At 45.0% G+C, this 15,888-nt stretch carries 15 protein-coding genes; 9 read left to right on the forward strand and 6 right to left on the reverse strand.

The genetic code is table 11. The features are described 5' to 3' along the window. The first annotated feature begins 28 nt into the window (after nucleotides 1-28). From ACIFSR_RS24095 to ACIFSR_RS24110, 4 genes are all read left to right on the forward strand, one after another. On the forward strand, nucleotides 29-1,090 hold the full coding sequence (locus ACIFSR_RS24095) for an LLM class flavin-dependent oxidoreductase (RefSeq protein WP_430060539.1): 1,062 nt from the start codon (nucleotides 29-31) through the stop codon (nucleotides 1,088-1,090). 63 nt (nucleotides 1,091-1,153) lie between these two features. Further along, entirely contained in the window at nucleotides 1,154-2,092 is a 939-nt protein-coding gene (locus tag ACIFSR_RS24100) for an alpha/beta hydrolase (RefSeq protein WP_430060542.1), read from the forward strand. A gap of 271 nt (nucleotides 2,093-2,363) precedes the next feature. Then, nucleotides 2,364-2,927 (forward strand): adenylyl-sulfate kinase, encoded by a 564-nt coding sequence (gene cysC / locus ACIFSR_RS24105; RefSeq protein WP_430060545.1) that lies wholly within the window; start codon nucleotides 2,364-2,366, stop codon nucleotides 2,925-2,927. A 21-nt stretch (nucleotides 2,928-2,948) separates the two neighbouring features. After that, a complete protein-coding gene (locus ACIFSR_RS24110; RefSeq protein ID WP_430060547.1) occupies nucleotides 2,949-3,671 on the forward strand; it encodes a Stf0 family sulfotransferase in 723 nt (240 codons plus the stop codon). 128 nt (nucleotides 3,672-3,799) lie between these two features. On the opposite strand, the gene ACIFSR_RS24115 is transcribed toward ACIFSR_RS24110, so the two are convergent. Beyond that, complete coding sequence (locus ACIFSR_RS24115) at nucleotides 3,800-4,573, reverse strand: DeoR/GlpR family DNA-binding transcription regulator (RefSeq protein ID WP_430060550.1); 774 nt, start codon at nucleotides 4,571-4,573, stop codon at nucleotides 3,800-3,802. 396 nt (nucleotides 4,574-4,969) lie between these two features. Between ACIFSR_RS24115 and ACIFSR_RS24120 the strand changes: the two genes are divergently transcribed. After that, entirely contained in the window at nucleotides 4,970-5,323 is a 354-nt protein-coding gene (locus ACIFSR_RS24120) for a hypothetical protein (RefSeq protein WP_076270337.1), read from the forward strand. A 143-nt stretch (nucleotides 5,324-5,466) separates the two neighbouring features. Here ACIFSR_RS24120 and ACIFSR_RS24125 read toward each other — a convergent pair whose 3' ends face one another. From ACIFSR_RS24125 to ACIFSR_RS24140, 4 genes are all read right to left on the reverse strand, one after another. Beyond that, a complete protein-coding gene (locus tag ACIFSR_RS24125) occupies nucleotides 5,467-6,669 on the reverse strand; it encodes an MFS transporter (protein ID WP_339205228.1) in 1,203 nt (400 codons plus the stop codon). Between the two features lie 21 nt (nucleotides 6,670-6,690). Continuing rightward, the gene (locus ACIFSR_RS24130) at nucleotides 6,691-7,143 is read right to left on the reverse strand and encodes a GNAT family N-acetyltransferase (RefSeq protein WP_430060553.1); all 453 of its coding nucleotides are present in this window, start codon (nucleotides 7,141-7,143) and stop codon (nucleotides 6,691-6,693) included. Nucleotides 7,144-7,246: 103 nt separating this feature from the next. Then, a complete protein-coding gene (locus ACIFSR_RS24135) occupies nucleotides 7,247-7,801 on the reverse strand; it encodes a TetR/AcrR family transcriptional regulator (RefSeq protein WP_430060704.1) in 555 nt (184 codons plus the stop codon). A gap of 251 nt (nucleotides 7,802-8,052) precedes the next feature. Continuing rightward, nucleotides 8,053-8,841 (reverse strand): EAL domain-containing protein, encoded by a 789-nt coding sequence (locus ACIFSR_RS24140; RefSeq protein WP_430060556.1) that lies wholly within the window; start codon nucleotides 8,839-8,841, stop codon nucleotides 8,053-8,055. A 369-nt stretch (nucleotides 8,842-9,210) separates the two neighbouring features. On the opposite strand from ACIFSR_RS24140, the gene ACIFSR_RS24145 reads away from it, so the two are divergent. Both ACIFSR_RS24145 and ACIFSR_RS24150 read left to right on the forward strand, forming a co-directional pair. Then, complete coding sequence (locus ACIFSR_RS24145) at nucleotides 9,211-10,767, forward strand: ABC-F family ATP-binding cassette domain-containing protein (protein ID WP_339205224.1); 1,557 nt, start codon at nucleotides 9,211-9,213, stop codon at nucleotides 10,765-10,767. A 207-nt stretch (nucleotides 10,768-10,974) separates the two neighbouring features. Continuing rightward, nucleotides 10,975-12,525, forward strand: coding sequence for an SAM-dependent methyltransferase (locus tag ACIFSR_RS24150; protein ID WP_430060559.1), 1,551 nt, complete (start codon nucleotides 10,975-10,977; stop codon nucleotides 12,523-12,525). 325 nt (nucleotides 12,526-12,850) lie between these two features. Here the strand turns inward: ACIFSR_RS24150 and ACIFSR_RS24155 are convergent, their stop codons facing one another. Continuing rightward, the gene (locus tag ACIFSR_RS24155) at nucleotides 12,851-13,714 is read right to left on the reverse strand and encodes an AraC family transcriptional regulator (protein ID WP_339205222.1); all 864 of its coding nucleotides are present in this window, start codon (nucleotides 13,712-13,714) and stop codon (nucleotides 12,851-12,853) included. Between the two features lie 203 nt (nucleotides 13,715-13,917). Here ACIFSR_RS24155 and ACIFSR_RS24160 point away from each other — a divergent pair, with 203 nt between their 5' ends. Together ACIFSR_RS24160 and ACIFSR_RS24165 are read left to right on the forward strand one after the other, a co-directional pair. Then, nucleotides 13,918-14,709 (forward strand): SDR family NAD(P)-dependent oxidoreductase, encoded by a 792-nt coding sequence (locus tag ACIFSR_RS24160; RefSeq protein WP_430060562.1) that lies wholly within the window; start codon nucleotides 13,918-13,920, stop codon nucleotides 14,707-14,709. Nucleotides 14,710-14,729: 20 nt separating this feature from the next. Further along, nucleotides 14,730-15,830 carry a mandelate racemase/muconate lactonizing enzyme family protein gene (locus ACIFSR_RS24165; protein ID WP_339205220.1) on the forward strand — a complete coding sequence of 367 codons (1,101 nt, stop codon included), beginning with the start codon at nucleotides 14,730-14,732 and terminating at the stop codon, nucleotides 15,828-15,830. The last annotated feature ends 58 nt before the right edge of the window (nucleotides 15,831-15,888 follow it).

The raw sequence follows: 15,888 nt of genomic DNA on the forward strand, positions 1-15,888 counted from the left end.
TAAATAATTTAAACAGGAGAGATTGATCATGGAAATAGGTATAACTTCGTTTGTTGAAACAAAGCCGGATATTCATACGGGTGCAGTAATAAGTCATGCGCAGCGATTGCGTGAGGTTGTCGAGGAAATTGTCCTTGCCGATCAAGTGGGACTTGATGTATTTGGCGTAGGTGAGCATCATCGGAAAGATTATGCAGCATCTTCACCTGCAGTTGTGCTAGCTGCAGCTGCATCACAGACAAAACGGATTCAGCTAACGAGTGCCGTAACGGTACTTTCTTCATCTGACCCGGTACGTGTTTTTCAGGATTTTGCTACGCTTGATGGTATTTCAAATGGACGTGCGGAGATTATGGCTGGTCGGGGTTCCTTTATCGAATCTTTTCCACTGTTTGGCTATGATTTGAATGACTATGACGAGCTGTTCGAGGAACATCTGGAATTGCTCTTAAAAATACGAGGGTCCGAAAAAGTAACTTGGAAGGGCGGGCACCGGCCTGCGATTCATGATTTAGGCGTATATCCACGGCCTGTTCAAAATTCGTTGCCGATATGGGTAGGCAGCGGAGGCAACCGGGACTCTGCAATTCGTGCTGGACTGCTCGGACTGCCATTGATGCTCGCGATCATTGGCGGAAGCCCGATGCAATTTGAACCACTTGTACAGCTTTATAAGAAAGCGGCTGCGCATGCCGGCCATGATGAATCGCGCCTTAAAGTGGGGTCTCATTCCATCGGTTTTGTTGCAGAAAATACGGATCTAGCGGCAGATACATTTTTCCCTTCCACGCAAGCAGGCATGAATAAACTGGGGAAAGAGCGGGGCTGGGCGCATTATGACCGTTCCAGCTTTGATGCCGCGCGCAGCTTTGAAGGAGCACTTTATGTGGGTGATCCGGAAACTGTTGCCCAAAAAATTATTCATCTTCGGAAAAATGTAGGCGTTACGCGCTTTATGATGTATGTGCCTTTAAGTACTATGCCGCATGATCAAGTGATGAGAGCCATTGAGCTGCTAGGAACAGAGGTTGCGCCACGCGTCCGAGAGGAAATTGCCAAGTGGGAAGCGGAGACGGAAAAAGAATCATGATTCTGCTGTAGTTATTAAAAAAAATGTAATCAACAAATAAACTGTATTATAGGAGCAATTATTATGAATTTTGAAAGTCGCATATTGCCAGAATTAAGGCCGGTATTAGCTCAGTTTCCTGGATTTCAGCTGGAAGGAAAATTAGAGTGGAGCCGGAGCTTGTTGTCGAGTGCTCCTATTGAAAAGTCGGAGCATGTACGTTCGACAAGTCGTATGATCCCGGGCGCAGCAGGAGAGATACTGGTCAAAATTTACGAACCAGCCGAGCGAACTGGCGCTAAGCTTCCTGCGATGCTTTGGATTCACGGAGGAGGTTACGTGATGGGGCATCCTGATATGGACGACGCTTTGTGCGAACGCTTCGTGCAAGCGGCTAATTGTGTCGTCGTATCTGTCGATTATCGACTTGCTCCTGAGCACCCTTACCCAGCTGCTATCGACGACTGTTATTCAGGCTTGACGTGGATGGCGGACGAAGCAGATTCACTGGGCATTGATTTGAATCGGATAGCCATTGCTGGTGCCAGCGGAGGCGGGGGTCTGACCGCAGCGCTTGCTATCATGGCTCGTGACAAAGGCGGCCCAGCCCTCATCTTCCAAATGCCGCTGTATCCGATGCTCGACAATCGTAATATTTCGGTATCAAGTCATGAAATTACAGCGGATAATGCAACATGGAACCGAACGAACAATTTGACAGCTTGGAAAATGTACTTAGGCGAACATCTTGATGATAGCGAGCTATCTTCACATGCAGTGCCGTCGAGGGTGGAAAATCTAGTGGGGTTGCCGCCTACCTATACCTGCATTGGTCAGCTCGATGTATTCCGTGATGAAACAATCGAATATGTCACACGCTTAGCGCAAGCAGGCGTAGACGTCGAGTTTCATTTATATCCGGGCTGTTTTCACAGCTTTGAAATGATCGTTCCACAAGCAGAAGTGAGCCAGCGAGCTAGCCAAAGCTATGTGGATGCGATTGCAAGAGCACTGAATCCTTAATGAAGTAAAGGAACCTTCTCCAATGGTCAGAATTGACCTAGAAGTCTCCTTCCACAAACGAACTTATTCTATCCGCTCTATTACCGACAGCGCGTACCGATCTCAATCGGTGCGCGCTGTTTCAGTTAAGCTTATAAATGGTGCAAGAGCTTCTCCCCATAAACGGCTATAATAAATCATTACCTTGCCCGCATCCAACTTAATTTTCTATACTAAAAACAAACAGATGACGTGGTGAGCTTCGGCTCCATATCGAAAGGAGGCTGCGGCTATGCAAAGAACGAGTTGGGAAAAGTGGAATGGTCATAATGGTTCTATTTTCTGGTTAACGGGGTTGTCTGGTTCAGGGAAAACGACGCTTGCTTGCGGGGCGGAGAGTGAGCTGCTGAGGCGTGGGGTCAGATGCGTCATCATTGACGGCGATCGATTACGGCAAGGCTTGAATCGGGATCTTGGGTTTACGGAAGAGGCACGACTAGAAAATATGCGCCGTGCAATGGAGATTGCGGATATGTTTCTAGAGAAAGGTTTTGTTGTCCTTGTACCGATGATTTCCCCTTATGAATCGTACCGAAAGCAGATCAAGCAGCGGTTTGGGCCGGAAGATTTTGCTGAAGTGTATGTGAAATGCTCACTGGAGGAATGCGAACAACGTGATCCGAAAGGCTTGTATCGCAAAGCGAGAGCAGGAGAAATAAAGGATTTTACGGGCATTGATTCCCCTTATGAGACGCCGATACAACCTAATATGATCATAGACACGGAGAAGTATGGCGAAGCAGATGCTATAAATGCGCTTGTTGCGTACATCGAATCCCGATTGAACAATATCTAGAATAGAGAGGGGGATATATAAATGAGACCGGAAAAAAGTTATACAATATGGTTTTCACAGCGTACAGGGAGTACCCTGCTGAACGAAGCTCTTTCATCAACTGGAGTGGCCGGAGATCCTGGGGAATGGCTGCTCTCCAAGGACCCCAAGACGATGACGCTGGAGCAAATGGAGCAGATGTGGCGGGAAGGTACTTCGTCAAATGGTGTTTTTGGCTTGAAAACAAGTATGAATAGCGAATGGATCACTGCATTTCGGAACATCTTTCAATTGCCTGATACGGCGACAAAAGCTAGTGTCTGGCGTGCAGCTTTTCCGAATTGCGATAAACATATCTATATGACGAGAAGAAATAAAGTCCGTTTAGCCGTATCTTGGTGGCGGGCCATCGTATCCGGAGAGTGGCATCGGCAGCATGGCCAAAAACCGCAAGAGCATGATATTGCCGATAAGTATAATTTTGATGCAATCAACCATTTGTTCATTGAAAGCTCGCTTCGGGAAGCAGCGATGGAGGATTTTTTCTCGGAAGAAGGGATCGTCCCACTTACGATCGTTTATGAAGATTTTATTCTCGATTATGAAGGAACAGTGCTGAGGGTGCTGGATTTTCTGAACATTCAGTCCGAGTCGGTGGAGATTGCTCCGCCAGCTTTTGATAAGTTAGCAGATGATGTGGCAGAGCAGTGGGTACAGCGTTACCGTCAAGAGCGACAAGCGGGAAGCGAAACAAAAGTGTGGTAATTACGATTAATTGATGTCTTAGCTCCTAGTTGAGGTGCAAGCATTCGCGGTTTTCCGCTAACGCTCGGATACAAGCAACCGCGATATAGCAAGACGGAGCTGCAGCCGCAGCCCCGATTTAAGAATGATTAAGATACCTCTGGAATCTGAGCAATTAACACTTTGACACCTTTGTTCTCAATATCCTCAATGGCATTTATGCTGGCTTCACTATCGGTAATTAATAGATCCATATCGGTAATGGGGCCTTCTTTTGCAAAAAAATCGACCCCTAGCTTCTCATGAGGAGCTAGACAAATTCGTTTTCTAGAAATTTCGACCGCGGTTCGTCCTAATGAAGCCACTTCCGGTGAGGAGGTGCTTACCCCGTTTTTGGAAATTCCGCCCCCAGCAACGAAGCACAGATCTAAAGTGAATTGTCTAAGAAACTGATTAGCGAGTGTATCGGAAATGTTTCCGGAACTCTTCACTTTGCCGCCTATCAAATAAACATCAATTTCTTCACGATCCTTCAACGCATCAGCAACTCTGATAGCATTCGTAACCACCGTAAATGGTACCTCAGGAAGAAACTTTAACATGCCGTAATGGATGCCTGCACTGCCTATAAATACAGTATCCTTTTCTTGTATAAAAGAAGCTGCTAATTTCGATATGGCATCTTGATGCGGGGAAGCCTCTTTATAACGAAGGTCTGGCGGGAGCGGGGCGCTGCGGACTTTAGAAGCTGGTATTGCGCCGCCATGCGTACGTTTGAGCAGCCCTTTCTCCTCCATAATCGATAGATCTCTTCGGATGGAATCAATCGACAATTCAAACCTATCCGCTAGTTCCTTGGCGAGTACTCTGCCGTTTTTTTGCAGCAGCTCAATAATCTTGTCACGACGCTCATCGGTAAACAAATCGAATCGCCTCCTCTGGATTTTATAACCAGTTACAATTCCATGTTATTCGGTTTTATTCGGTTTTGTCAATCATTTTTATTCATGATAATTCTGTTTTGTTCACGTTTAAGTTGAGAGGTAGCCATTCCTGTAGTTGGTCCGCACATTTCAGTCGGAGAGGAGCGATTGACGTTTGATATATCTCCGATGAATACTGATAATGTAAGGCTAGTAGGCTAGAAGCATATAAAAGGCCTACAGAAGGGTGATTTACCGCCAAACTGGGAACATATTTTAAAAAGATAAGGTACAAATTTGAGCTTTATAGATGACTAACTATACCGATAGAGGTGTACTTGCATAGTTTGAAGTAGACCTATATCAACATTACTAAGAAAAGGAATGTGATTCGAAGTGGAAAGAAGAAAAAGAGCTCGTATAAGCGCAATTCTTCCTACTGTAGATGAACCATTTAATGACTTTAGTCAACCGGTTGATTCTACTTTTGAGCCTGGTTTTGAAAGAGCAGGGTCTATGTTTAGTCGAATCGGCGGTATTGATGGAATCATGTCCATGATGGGAAGAATGCAGCAGTTGTTTGGCTTCGTTCAACAGATCCCTCCTACTTTCAAAGTAGTTGGTTCATTTTTTGGACCAAAGGCAACCGTCAGCAATCTATCCAGAAAACCAGCAAGAATAAAAAATAAAAAATACGACGCAAAATCACGGACAGCCGCAACTTCGCGTCGCACTACAAAAAACAGATAGAGTAACGTAGAGCAATCCTTTTATTAAAAGCCATAAAAAAAGGTTAATCATAGCGATTTAATTTAATCTCCCATCTAACTTGCGAGTTCGCTTTTTCGCGAGAATAGTTGGGTGTTTTCTTTGATTTAATCCCTAGCTCACTGCTATTGCTTCATTTTGCTCAAATGCTTTGGCTTTAATCTAGCGATGATAGGCAGCGTCAGCAGCAATACGAAGCTGGAAGTCCCGTACACGAAAATTAAAGAGGTCGCTTCTTTCAGAAACCCTGAGCAAAACGTACCAATTAACATAAATCCGATAAATACAGGAACCATCACACCGTTAACTCGGCCAACGTATTCATCCTGTACGGATTTGATAAATAGCATATTAAGCAGTACTTGCAGCACGGTATAAAATAAACCGACCAGCAGATGGAATGATGCGGTTAACCAAACGTAAGTGGAAAGCGCCTGAACGAGCACTCCCGTCGCCGTTACAATAATAACAACGGTAAATATTTTCCGAGTTTCAAAACGATTGCCAATAGATGCAGCTATTAATCCCCCGGCTAGCATGCCGACTCCGTATAACATACTAAACCATTGCAAATTCTCTTTCGGCAATTGCAGTCTTTCCGTCAATATAAATACATCAAGTGGTTGAATAAGTCCCCAAGACAGACCATCAATAGCAAACCATACGGCTATAACAACTAATATTCTATTTTGACGGAGGTAGATCATACCCTCTTTAATTTCTTTCAGAACAGAGCTGTTTTCTTTTTTCTCTTCACGGGTCTGTTTAGGAAGAAACGAAAGAAAGGAGGCAGAAAGGGCGAATAGGATCAATAAGCTGTATAAGGACACCTTAAGTCCAAAATTAACGTAAATAGCGGTACCGATGACAGGCCCAACAATCATGAAAATCGAGTTCATGCTTTGCGTTAAACCAACAGCTGCTCCAACATGCTGCGGTTCGACATAACGTTTAATAAGCTTAATGGATGATGGCTGAGAGAACTGTGTAATAATAGTTGATACGAAAGTGGCTATATAAATAGCTGGCCAGAAGCCTAGATCCAAAACGCCAATGATGAGCAAAATAGATACGATACTTAATAAGTCAGCTATAATCATCGTTTTTTTGGGATTCCACCGATCAACGAGTGCCCCGCCTACAAGGGCAACAGCAAAGATAGGAAAATATTCGATAACTGTCAGCATCGACACAGCGACCGGGTCATTATTTGATTTTTCCAATACAAAAAAGAGCAAAGCAATGTTCCGTATCCATGTACCTATATTTTGCAATAAATCAGAAGCGGTAACTAATAAATAAACGCGATTACTAAATAATGTTTTCATATGGTTTCACCTATTATGTTTCTATAAATTTAATTCCATGACCATTCCTACAACCGGCCCGTCTGCATCAATCTCACCGTTTAAGCGGAATCCAAAATGTTCATATAGCCGTTGAGCACGCGAATTATGTTGATGGAGGCTCAAATATATGGTTCGGCTTTCATATAAGTGCTGTAAATATTCGAGTAGTATAGGAATAAACCGCTTGGCATATCCGTTTCCTTGGAATCGGTAATCAATCATAAAGCGGTCAAGCCACACACTCTTGTTCACGTTGTTTTGCCAGCCGTACATCGCATAGCCGACTAAAGTTTCGCCATCATATAATGCAAGCGAAGTTGCGTTTTTCTCAAATAAACATTCGGCTAAAGAAAAGGCGTTGCTTTCGATAAATGGTTGCTGCTCCTTGGACACCGATAATGCGGCTACAGCGCGCCAGTTTTCTGTTGTTACTTTACAAAAATGAAGACTCATTCTGTTCACTCGCTTTCTTTTGCAGTAAATTTCAATACTCATGAAACTATTTTTGTTTTTGTAGTTTTCTAGCTGTTTAAAAAAAGAATAAAAGCGTTGGCTTTTATTCTCCCTTTGAAGCTCTAGGTACTAGTCCAAATAGAATAATATCGACAATGGTGGATAAAGCTTCGGAAAGCGTAATATCATTTTTTTGATAAAAGCGTTGATCGAGTGTTGAGTTTGCTGCGTCGATCATTAGCTTCATAATGACAGATATATTTTTGTTAACTATAATGCTTTCGTGAATGCCTTGTTCAATGACGCTGCGCAATGCATCCCAGTCATCGGTCAGCGCATCATCAATTTTTTTCCATTGCTCTGGGTAGTAACGCTTCATTTGCTCCAGTATCCGTATATCATATAATTCATAATGTTTTGTTAGAAGGGTTACAATACCTCTGATTTTCTCAATAATCGATAAGCTTGCATCTTGTGTGATCAGAGCTGTTTTCTCATCGAATTCACCTAAAGTTTGCGCAATGAGTGCTTCCAAAATACTTACTTTAGAAGGGAAATGCTCGTACAATGTCCGTTTGCTAATCCCTAGCCGAGAGGCCAAATCGTCCATTGTAAATTTGATTCCTTTATCATGAATCTCTTCGATAAATGCTTTCATAATTCGATCTATCAAGAACAGACCCCCTGAGAGAAAACTTTAGACTTGAGAAAACTAAAAAAACTAGAATAGTTTTATATGATAATATTAACCACTTGCCTTGCTATTGTCAATCGCGAACTGCGCTTTGGAGAGCTGCATTTGATTATTGGAGTTTAAGAGAAAGAGGGAATGGGTTGAACATGTATAAAAAAAGGCCACGATAATCACATGGAGGATACCGTGGCAACGATGGGTTCAGATGAAGTTAATTAAATCAAAATTGGTTTATTTGATAATGGCAGCGGGGCAGGTTTGCCTATTAAATAACCCTGAGCAAGAGTGATCTGCTGCGTTTTACAGAAATCGAGCTCTTCTTTCCGTTCCACTCCTTCTGCTAAAACCGTAGCGCCAAACGATCTCGCACTTCGCACGATGTCTGCAATGAGCTTCTGTTTCTTATCGTTGCTATCGCAGTGGCTTACCAATTCACGATCTATTTTTACAAAATGGGGCTTGAGCTCTTCCAAAACGTCTAACGTAGAAAATCCAGATCCAACATCATCCAGTGCAACTTGAATACCGTGCTCTTTGTATACATTAAAAATGTTTTTTAAATGCAACACATCCGAAATCTTTTCCGTTTCTACGACTTCAAAAACAAAATCCTGCGGGTCCTGCTCATATTGCTCAATCGCCTCAAAGGTATGACTTAAGCAATAATTAGGATTATAAATGGATGAAGGTAAAAAGTTTATGAACCGTTTTGTTCCCTTTTTGAGGTGCATAGCACTGACTTGAATCGCTGAAATACGGGCAGAGCGATCAAGAAAAGAATGCAGGCCAGTTTGCTGTGCAACCTGAAAGAGTTCATAAGGTTGGAAGGCAGGTTGCCCTTCGGCAGGGCGCATGAGAAACTCATAGGCGAAAATGTTTTGGCTAACGATATCCATAATGGGCTGCATAAAACTTGTAAAATGATTATCAGCTATCATATGGACGAGGTGATGGTGATGAATGCGTGCGGCAAATAGGTTGAGAGGGAGACGATTGGGAGTCAAAGCAGAGCTTGTCTCTCCTACGTTCCCAAATTCGATTTGAACAGCTGATTGCTCCTCCGGACTCAATTGCTGCAACAGCTTGTTCAAATACTCCAAAAGCTGTTCTTTGGATGTGTATTGTATCTGTTCGGATTTCTGCGGGGTAACGAGTTTTATCGTACCTTGGTCTTGAATAGGGGGGACAAGCTCACAATTTTGACAACTCATGATGGCACCGCCTAACCCGAAATATGTAAAAAATTTCATGTTAATTATATCAAAATTATCGAATCGTGTCGAAGTTCATGAACAATTTAATCCCACATTGAGTTGTAGGGCCTATAACGTTTATAATAAAACGATAATATTCCAAAAGAAAAGGTGTCATTCATGAGCATATTAAACGTAGAACGACTAAGCCACGGCTTTGGAGATCGCGCGATCTTCAACGACGTATCCTTCCGCCTGCTTAAAGGCGAGCATATTGGACTGATCGGCGCTAACGGCGAGGGCAAGTCCACTTTTATGAACATTATTACAGGCAAGCTGCAGCCTGACGACGGCAAGGTTGAATGGTCGAAGCGCATGCGCGTAGGTTATCTCGATCAGCATGCGGTTCTCAGCAAAGGAATGACGATGCGGGACGTGCTGAAGGGAGCTTTTCAGTACCTGCTCGATATGGAACAAGAAATGAACGATATGTACGGCAGAATGGGCGATGTGACGCCAGAGGAACTCGAGCAAATGCTTGAGGATGTTGGAACGATTCAGGATACGCTGACGAATCAGGATTTCTATTTGATTGACGCGAAAATTGACGAAACGGCTCGTGGTCTTGGCCTTACGGATATTGGTCTCGATAAGGACGTTAATGATTTGAGCGGAGGGCAGCGGACGAAGGTGCTTCTAGCGAAGCTGCTGCTGGAGAAGCCGGACATTTTGCTTCTCGATGAGCCGACGAACTATCTCGATGAGCAGCATATCGAATGGCTGAAGCGTTACTTGCAAGAGTACGAGAATGCATTCATTCTCATTTCACATGATATTCCGTTCCTTAACAGTGTAATTAACCTCATTTATCATATGGAGAATCAAGAGCTGAACCGCTATGTGGGCGATTATGAATACTTCCAACAGGTTCATGAAATGAAAAAGCAGCAGCTTGAATCGGCATATAAGCGTCAGCAGCAGGAAATAGCTGATTTGAAGGACTTCGTAGCACGCAACAAAGCGAGCGTAGCGACGCGGAACATGGCGATGTCGAGACAGAAGAAGCTCGATAAGATGGAAGTCATTGAAATTGCGAAGGAAAAGCCGAAGCCGCAGTTCAACTTCAAGGACGGAAGAACCTCGGGCAAGCTCATATTTGAGACGAAGGAGCTTGTTATCGGATATGACAGTCCGTTGTCGAGACCGCTTGATCTTCGCATGGAACGCGGTCAGAAGATTGCTCTCGTAGGGGCGAACGGTATTGGTAAAACGACGCTGCTTCGCAGTATTTTAGGCGAAATTCCAGCTATATCGGGTACGGTACAGCGCGGGGAGCATCAGCAAATCGGATATTTCCAACAGGAAATTAAGGATGCAAACTACAATACGTGTATTGAGGAAGTGTGGAAGGAGTTCCCTTCACTCTCCCAATTTGAAGTACGTGCGGCACTCGCGAAATGCGGGCTGACGACCAAGCATATTGAAAGCAAAATTGCGGTGCTTAGCGGCGGCGAGAAGGCGAAGGTTCGCCTTTGCAAGCTGATCAACAGCGAAACAAATCTGTTAGTACTGGATGAGCCGACCAATCACTTGGATGTCGATGCGAAGGATGAGCTAAAACGTGCGCTTAAGGCGTACAAAGGCAGCATTTTGCTTATCTCTCACGAACCAGAATTTTACCGCGATGTTGTAACCGATACATGGAACTGTGAATCTTGGACGACGAAGGTATTTTAATTCGTCTAATATAGCCAAAAAGAGGAGACGAGCCTGCAGGCTCGTCTCCTCTTTTGCGTATGGCAGGTGAAACCGTTTCGCTGGTTCATTAAGTGTAGACAAGGCTGGATACAGATGATAGGTTTAAAGCGGATGGATTTGACCTAGGATATTTGGATAAGGCCAGATTAATTCTTTTATTACATTAAGCAAAGTAGGTTTAAAAGAATGAATAATAGCGATCAGCCGATTTACCGATTTAGCGAAGCCCCTATTTGGGAGCTGCAGCGCGCTTATTTTGAAGAGCAGGGCATCGAGGCGTGGCAAAATGATGAAGTGCCGCAGTACATTACGAACAATCCTGTGATCGCGTCTGCTTATGCAGAGATCATATTCGGATTTTTACAGGATAGAGCAAGGTTAGGCGGCATATCGGAGGAACCGATTACGATCCTTGAGCTTGGAGCAGGCTCGGGTCGACTAGCCTATCAAGTGCTGACGGCATTATGTGAGCTGATAGATTTTGCAGGTACGGAGCTTCCGCCGTTTCGTTACATCATGAGTGATTTGCCAGTCAAAAATATTGCCTATTGGCAGCAGCATGAACGCTTACAGCCATTTGTCCTGCAAGGAATACTCGATTTCGCTAAGTTTGACGCTGTACGTGATACAGAGCTTCGATTGACGGAATCGAGCGTCACGATAAAGCAGGCAGACCTGAAGGAGCCGCTGCTGCTTGTTGCCAATTATTTTTTTGACAGCATTCCGCAGGAGCTCATTTATGTGGATGAAGGTCATACTTTTGAATGTAAAGTGTCCTTCGCGGTACCTGCTGCTGAGGAGGATGGCAGAGATGTATCGGACATGCTGGTGAGCATAGAGCCCGAGTATCATTACCGAAGAGCAGCCGAGTATGAAGAGCAATCGTATCCTTATCGGAATGTGATTGAGCTGTATAAGCAGCAGCTTGAGGATTCGCATATCCTCTTCCCGGAGATTGGGATGGATTGTCTTGAACGGCTTGGACGGTTATCGCAAGCGGGATTTGTGCTGCTTACAGCCGATAAAGGCGATCACCGAATGGAGAACTGGGCATTTGCTGAGCCGCCCGAGCTGATTCATCACGGCAGCTTTTCGCTCACGGCCAATTATCATGCTATACAGCATGTTTTTGAACAAAAAGGCGCATTGTCCTATTTTACTAACCATCATTATAAAAATTTGAATGTCGGCTGCATCATCATGCTGGAGAAGCCAGCGACCTATGCGAACACACGCTTAGCTTATCGTCGTTTTGTTGAACGTTTTGGACCGGATGATTTCTTTAGCTTGAAGCTATGGTTTGATGAGCATTTGGAATCGCTAGAGCTTTACTCCATTTTAGCTTTCTGGCGACTCAGCCGCTACGATGCGCAATTGTTCATTCAAAGCGCTGAGCGCATACAGTCGCTGCTGCCAGATAGCAGCGACGAAGAAGCCGATGATCTTCGGCAGGGCATGCAAATGATGTGGGCGGGCTATTATCCGATGAATGAACAGCATCATTTGGCTTTGGCTTGCGGAAGTCTGCTTTATGAGCTGGAGTTGTATGCGGATGCGAGGCTATATTTGGAGCGTTCGATGGAGGCTGGCAAGACGACTGTAGATGCACTCTACAAGCTGGCGATTTGCTTCTATGAAGAGGGCGAAGAGCCAGAAGCATTGCAATATGCGCATCAAGTTTTGGCGATGGAGCCAGAACATGAGGAAGCGAAGTCGTTGTTAACCGCCTTCAATTAGGAGGAGGAGCAGCCTTTTTCAATGTTCCGCGCACATCGAATTGGTGTAATAAGCACGTATGTGTGCTTACGGACGAGCTACATAGGCTATTTTGAGGCTGTAAGCGCAAATGTGTGCTTACAGCCATTTTTCGTTGTTGCGCACACGTCGAATTGGCGTAATAAGCACGTATGTGTGCTTACGGACGAGCTACCTAGGCTATATTGAGGCTGTAAGCGCAAATGTGTGCTTACAGCCATTTTTCATTGTTGCGCGCACGTCGAATTGGCGTAAGAAGCACATATACGTGCTTCCAGCTTTTTTTGTTGCTGCATATTGGTAGTGGTCATTTCTCTGACTGAGGCTGCATGCGGTAATGTTTTGGACTGGTGCCATAGAAGGCGCTGAAATGACGAGTAAAAGGATGGATAGAGGCATAACCAAGCTTCTCGGCAATGGCGGTAACGCTCAACTCGCTTTCGAGCAAGAGATGGGAAGCGCGTCTCATGAGCAGCTTGTGATGGTAGGCTTTAGGCGTGAGTCCGGTTTCTCTTAGAAACAAAGCATGAAAGTAGGTTCGCTTCAGCCCGCAAAATTCCCACCATGTCTCGACGGACTCGCGTTTCTCAGGATGAGCATTTAGATGCGTGAGCAAGCGGACGATGCGATAATCGGTAGGCTGGTGCGTATGAATCGTATTATACCAGTTCAGAATCCAAGCATAGAGCAAGCTGTTCATCATCTCTGTTCGGTAAAATTGCGAATCATTATACAGCTTAGCGAGCATTAAGAAGGAATCGTACAGCTCTGGATAAGGCTGCAAGGAAAATACGCATGGCAGGCTGTCGAGTTCATCACATGCCATGGAAGGGGCGACGGTATTCAGCTCGAACGGCTCCGGGGCGTAGATGAACGTTCGATTGGCAGAGACGGGATCACTCTGATTCCAGAGATCACAATACAAATTGTAGGAGGACAGCGGATGGTCGGATGAAATATGGAAGGCGTGAGGCTGCTCTGGCCTAAGAAAGATCAGCGTTCGATTGTTGATAGGGTATTTCTTGCCGTCAATCTCCATTTCTCCGGGACCATCAGTAAATAAATGAAAGGCATAAACGCTGCAAATACGCAGCTTCTCATTGGAGCTGCCATCGTAAAGGTAATACATGGAATCTCCGACATGAGGCGTGATCTCGTTCAGCTTCTTCAAGCGAACACCCTTTTCTTTGGTATATTCATATAAAATTTAGCGGATGAATTGTCAACTTAATGGATGTCTGATCAAATACACTTTCCTGTATAGATGATACAATAACAAAAATATTAGGGAATGAACAGCAATAGCTGATGTGGATCAATTAACAACATAAATCTTTTCTTTAGCTGCATTAACGATTGCGTGTATATGGAGGAATGCCTTTGAGATTTAAAGATAAGGTTGTGCTTATAACCGGCGGCGGTTCTGGTATCGGCGAGGAAAGCGCACGGTTGTTCGCGGCAGAGGGCGCACAAGTCGTAATAGCGGATTGGAATGAGCATGAAGGGCAGCGCGTGGCTGATGAAATCAATAAACAACAAGGATTCTTGAAAGGGCTTCCATCTAGAAGTGCGCGGGCAATGCAGACGGATGTATCGCGTGAGAGTGCGGTTGAAGCGCTTATGAAAGAAACGGTTCAGACATTCGGCAAGCTCGATGTTCTGTATAACAATGCAGCGGTTATTCTGCCAAAGCCGCTTGAGGAAATCGATGAGCAGTCATTTGACCATGTTCTTGCGGTAAATGTGAAGGGCGTGTATTTGATGATCAAGCACGCGATTCCGCTATTACGGCAGACCAAAGGCGCGATTGTGAATATGGCTTCGCTGAACGGTCTTATCGGGCAGCGGAATAATCCGATTTATGCTGCTTCCAAAGGTGCCGTTATTGCGCTGACGAAGTCATTGGCGCTCGATTTTGCAGCGGATGGTGTAAGAGTCAACTGTGTGTGTCCGGCTGGTGTGATGACGCCTTTGTTGGAAGATTGGCTCAGACAGCAGCCTGATCAAGCAGCAGCGCTGGATGCGCTGAATGCGATGCATCCGCTTGGCCGATCAGCAACCTCGGAGGAGATCGCGCAGTCGGTACTGTATTTGGCTTCCCAGCAAGCGGCTTTCATAACGGGTGTAGCTCTTCCGGTTGAGGGTGGAGCTTCGCTAGGCTATTAAACAAAAGGAAGGGAGTACAAATGATGAAAATCACAAAAGTGGAAACATTCGTTCTTCATGTCCCCATCGACCCGCCAATAACGGATGCGATTAATGTGGCGACGCACTGGGGACTGTCAGGCGTTCGGATCTTTACAGATGAAGGTTACGTCGGATACGGCTACACAGGAACCTGCGCCCATGGCGATGATATGATCGTCGACACGATTGAACGTTATTACGCTCCGGAGTTGATCGGCAAGGACCCTTTTATGGTAAAGGAGATTTGGGAAACGCTGCGGTATGGCAAAATGCACTGGATCGGACGGGCAGGCATTACGCATATGGCGCTTGCTGCTGTGGATATTGCGTTATGGGACATTATGTCGAAGGCGTCCAATAAGCCGTTATGGCAGTACCTTGGCGGACATAAATCAAAAGGCATTAAAGCCTATAACACGAACGGCGGCTGGTTGAACTGGTCGAAGGAGCGTTTGCTGAAGGATGTCACGGACATTATCGAGCAGGGGTTTACAGGGGTGAAAATTAAAGTTGGCAAGTCCGATCCACATGAAGATTATGACCGAGTGAAGGCGGTGCGCAAAGCGATTGGCGATCAGGTGATCTTTATGATCGACGTCAATCAGCAATGGAATATTAATACGGCGATGACTTGGGGCAAGAAGCTGGAGGAATTTGATTTATTTTGGCTGGAGGAGCCGCTTAATCCTGATGATATTTTAGGTCACAAGAAGCTGGCTGATGCACTAAATGTTCCGATTGCACTCGGTGAGCATGTGTACTCGAAATATGCGTTCCGTGATTATATTCATCAAGGCGCTATCGAATATTGTCAGGTTGATGTTACGCGGGTAGCGGGTATTACGGAGTGGCTGCAGGTCGCGGGGCTGGCCGCTTCGTACGACATACCAATATGCCCGCATGTCGGCGATATGGGACAAATTCACCAGCATTTGGTGGCGGCTACGCCGGGGGCAATGATGCTTGAGTATATCCCTTGGATCAGAACGATCTTTGTTGAACCGGCAACCGTCAAGAATGGACAATATGTGCTGCCGGAGCTGCCGGGCGCTTCCACTGAAATCATTCCTAAATATTTTAATGAATTCCGTATTCGATAGATAGCAGGGAAATTGACAAATCATTTGTTACACGAATCTTATAACTAAAGGATGGGGA

The sequence above is a fragment of the Paenibacillus sp. NRS-1760 genome (assembly GCF_050467785.1).
GTDB lineage: Bacteria > Bacillota > Bacilli > Paenibacillales > Paenibacillaceae > Pristimantibacillus.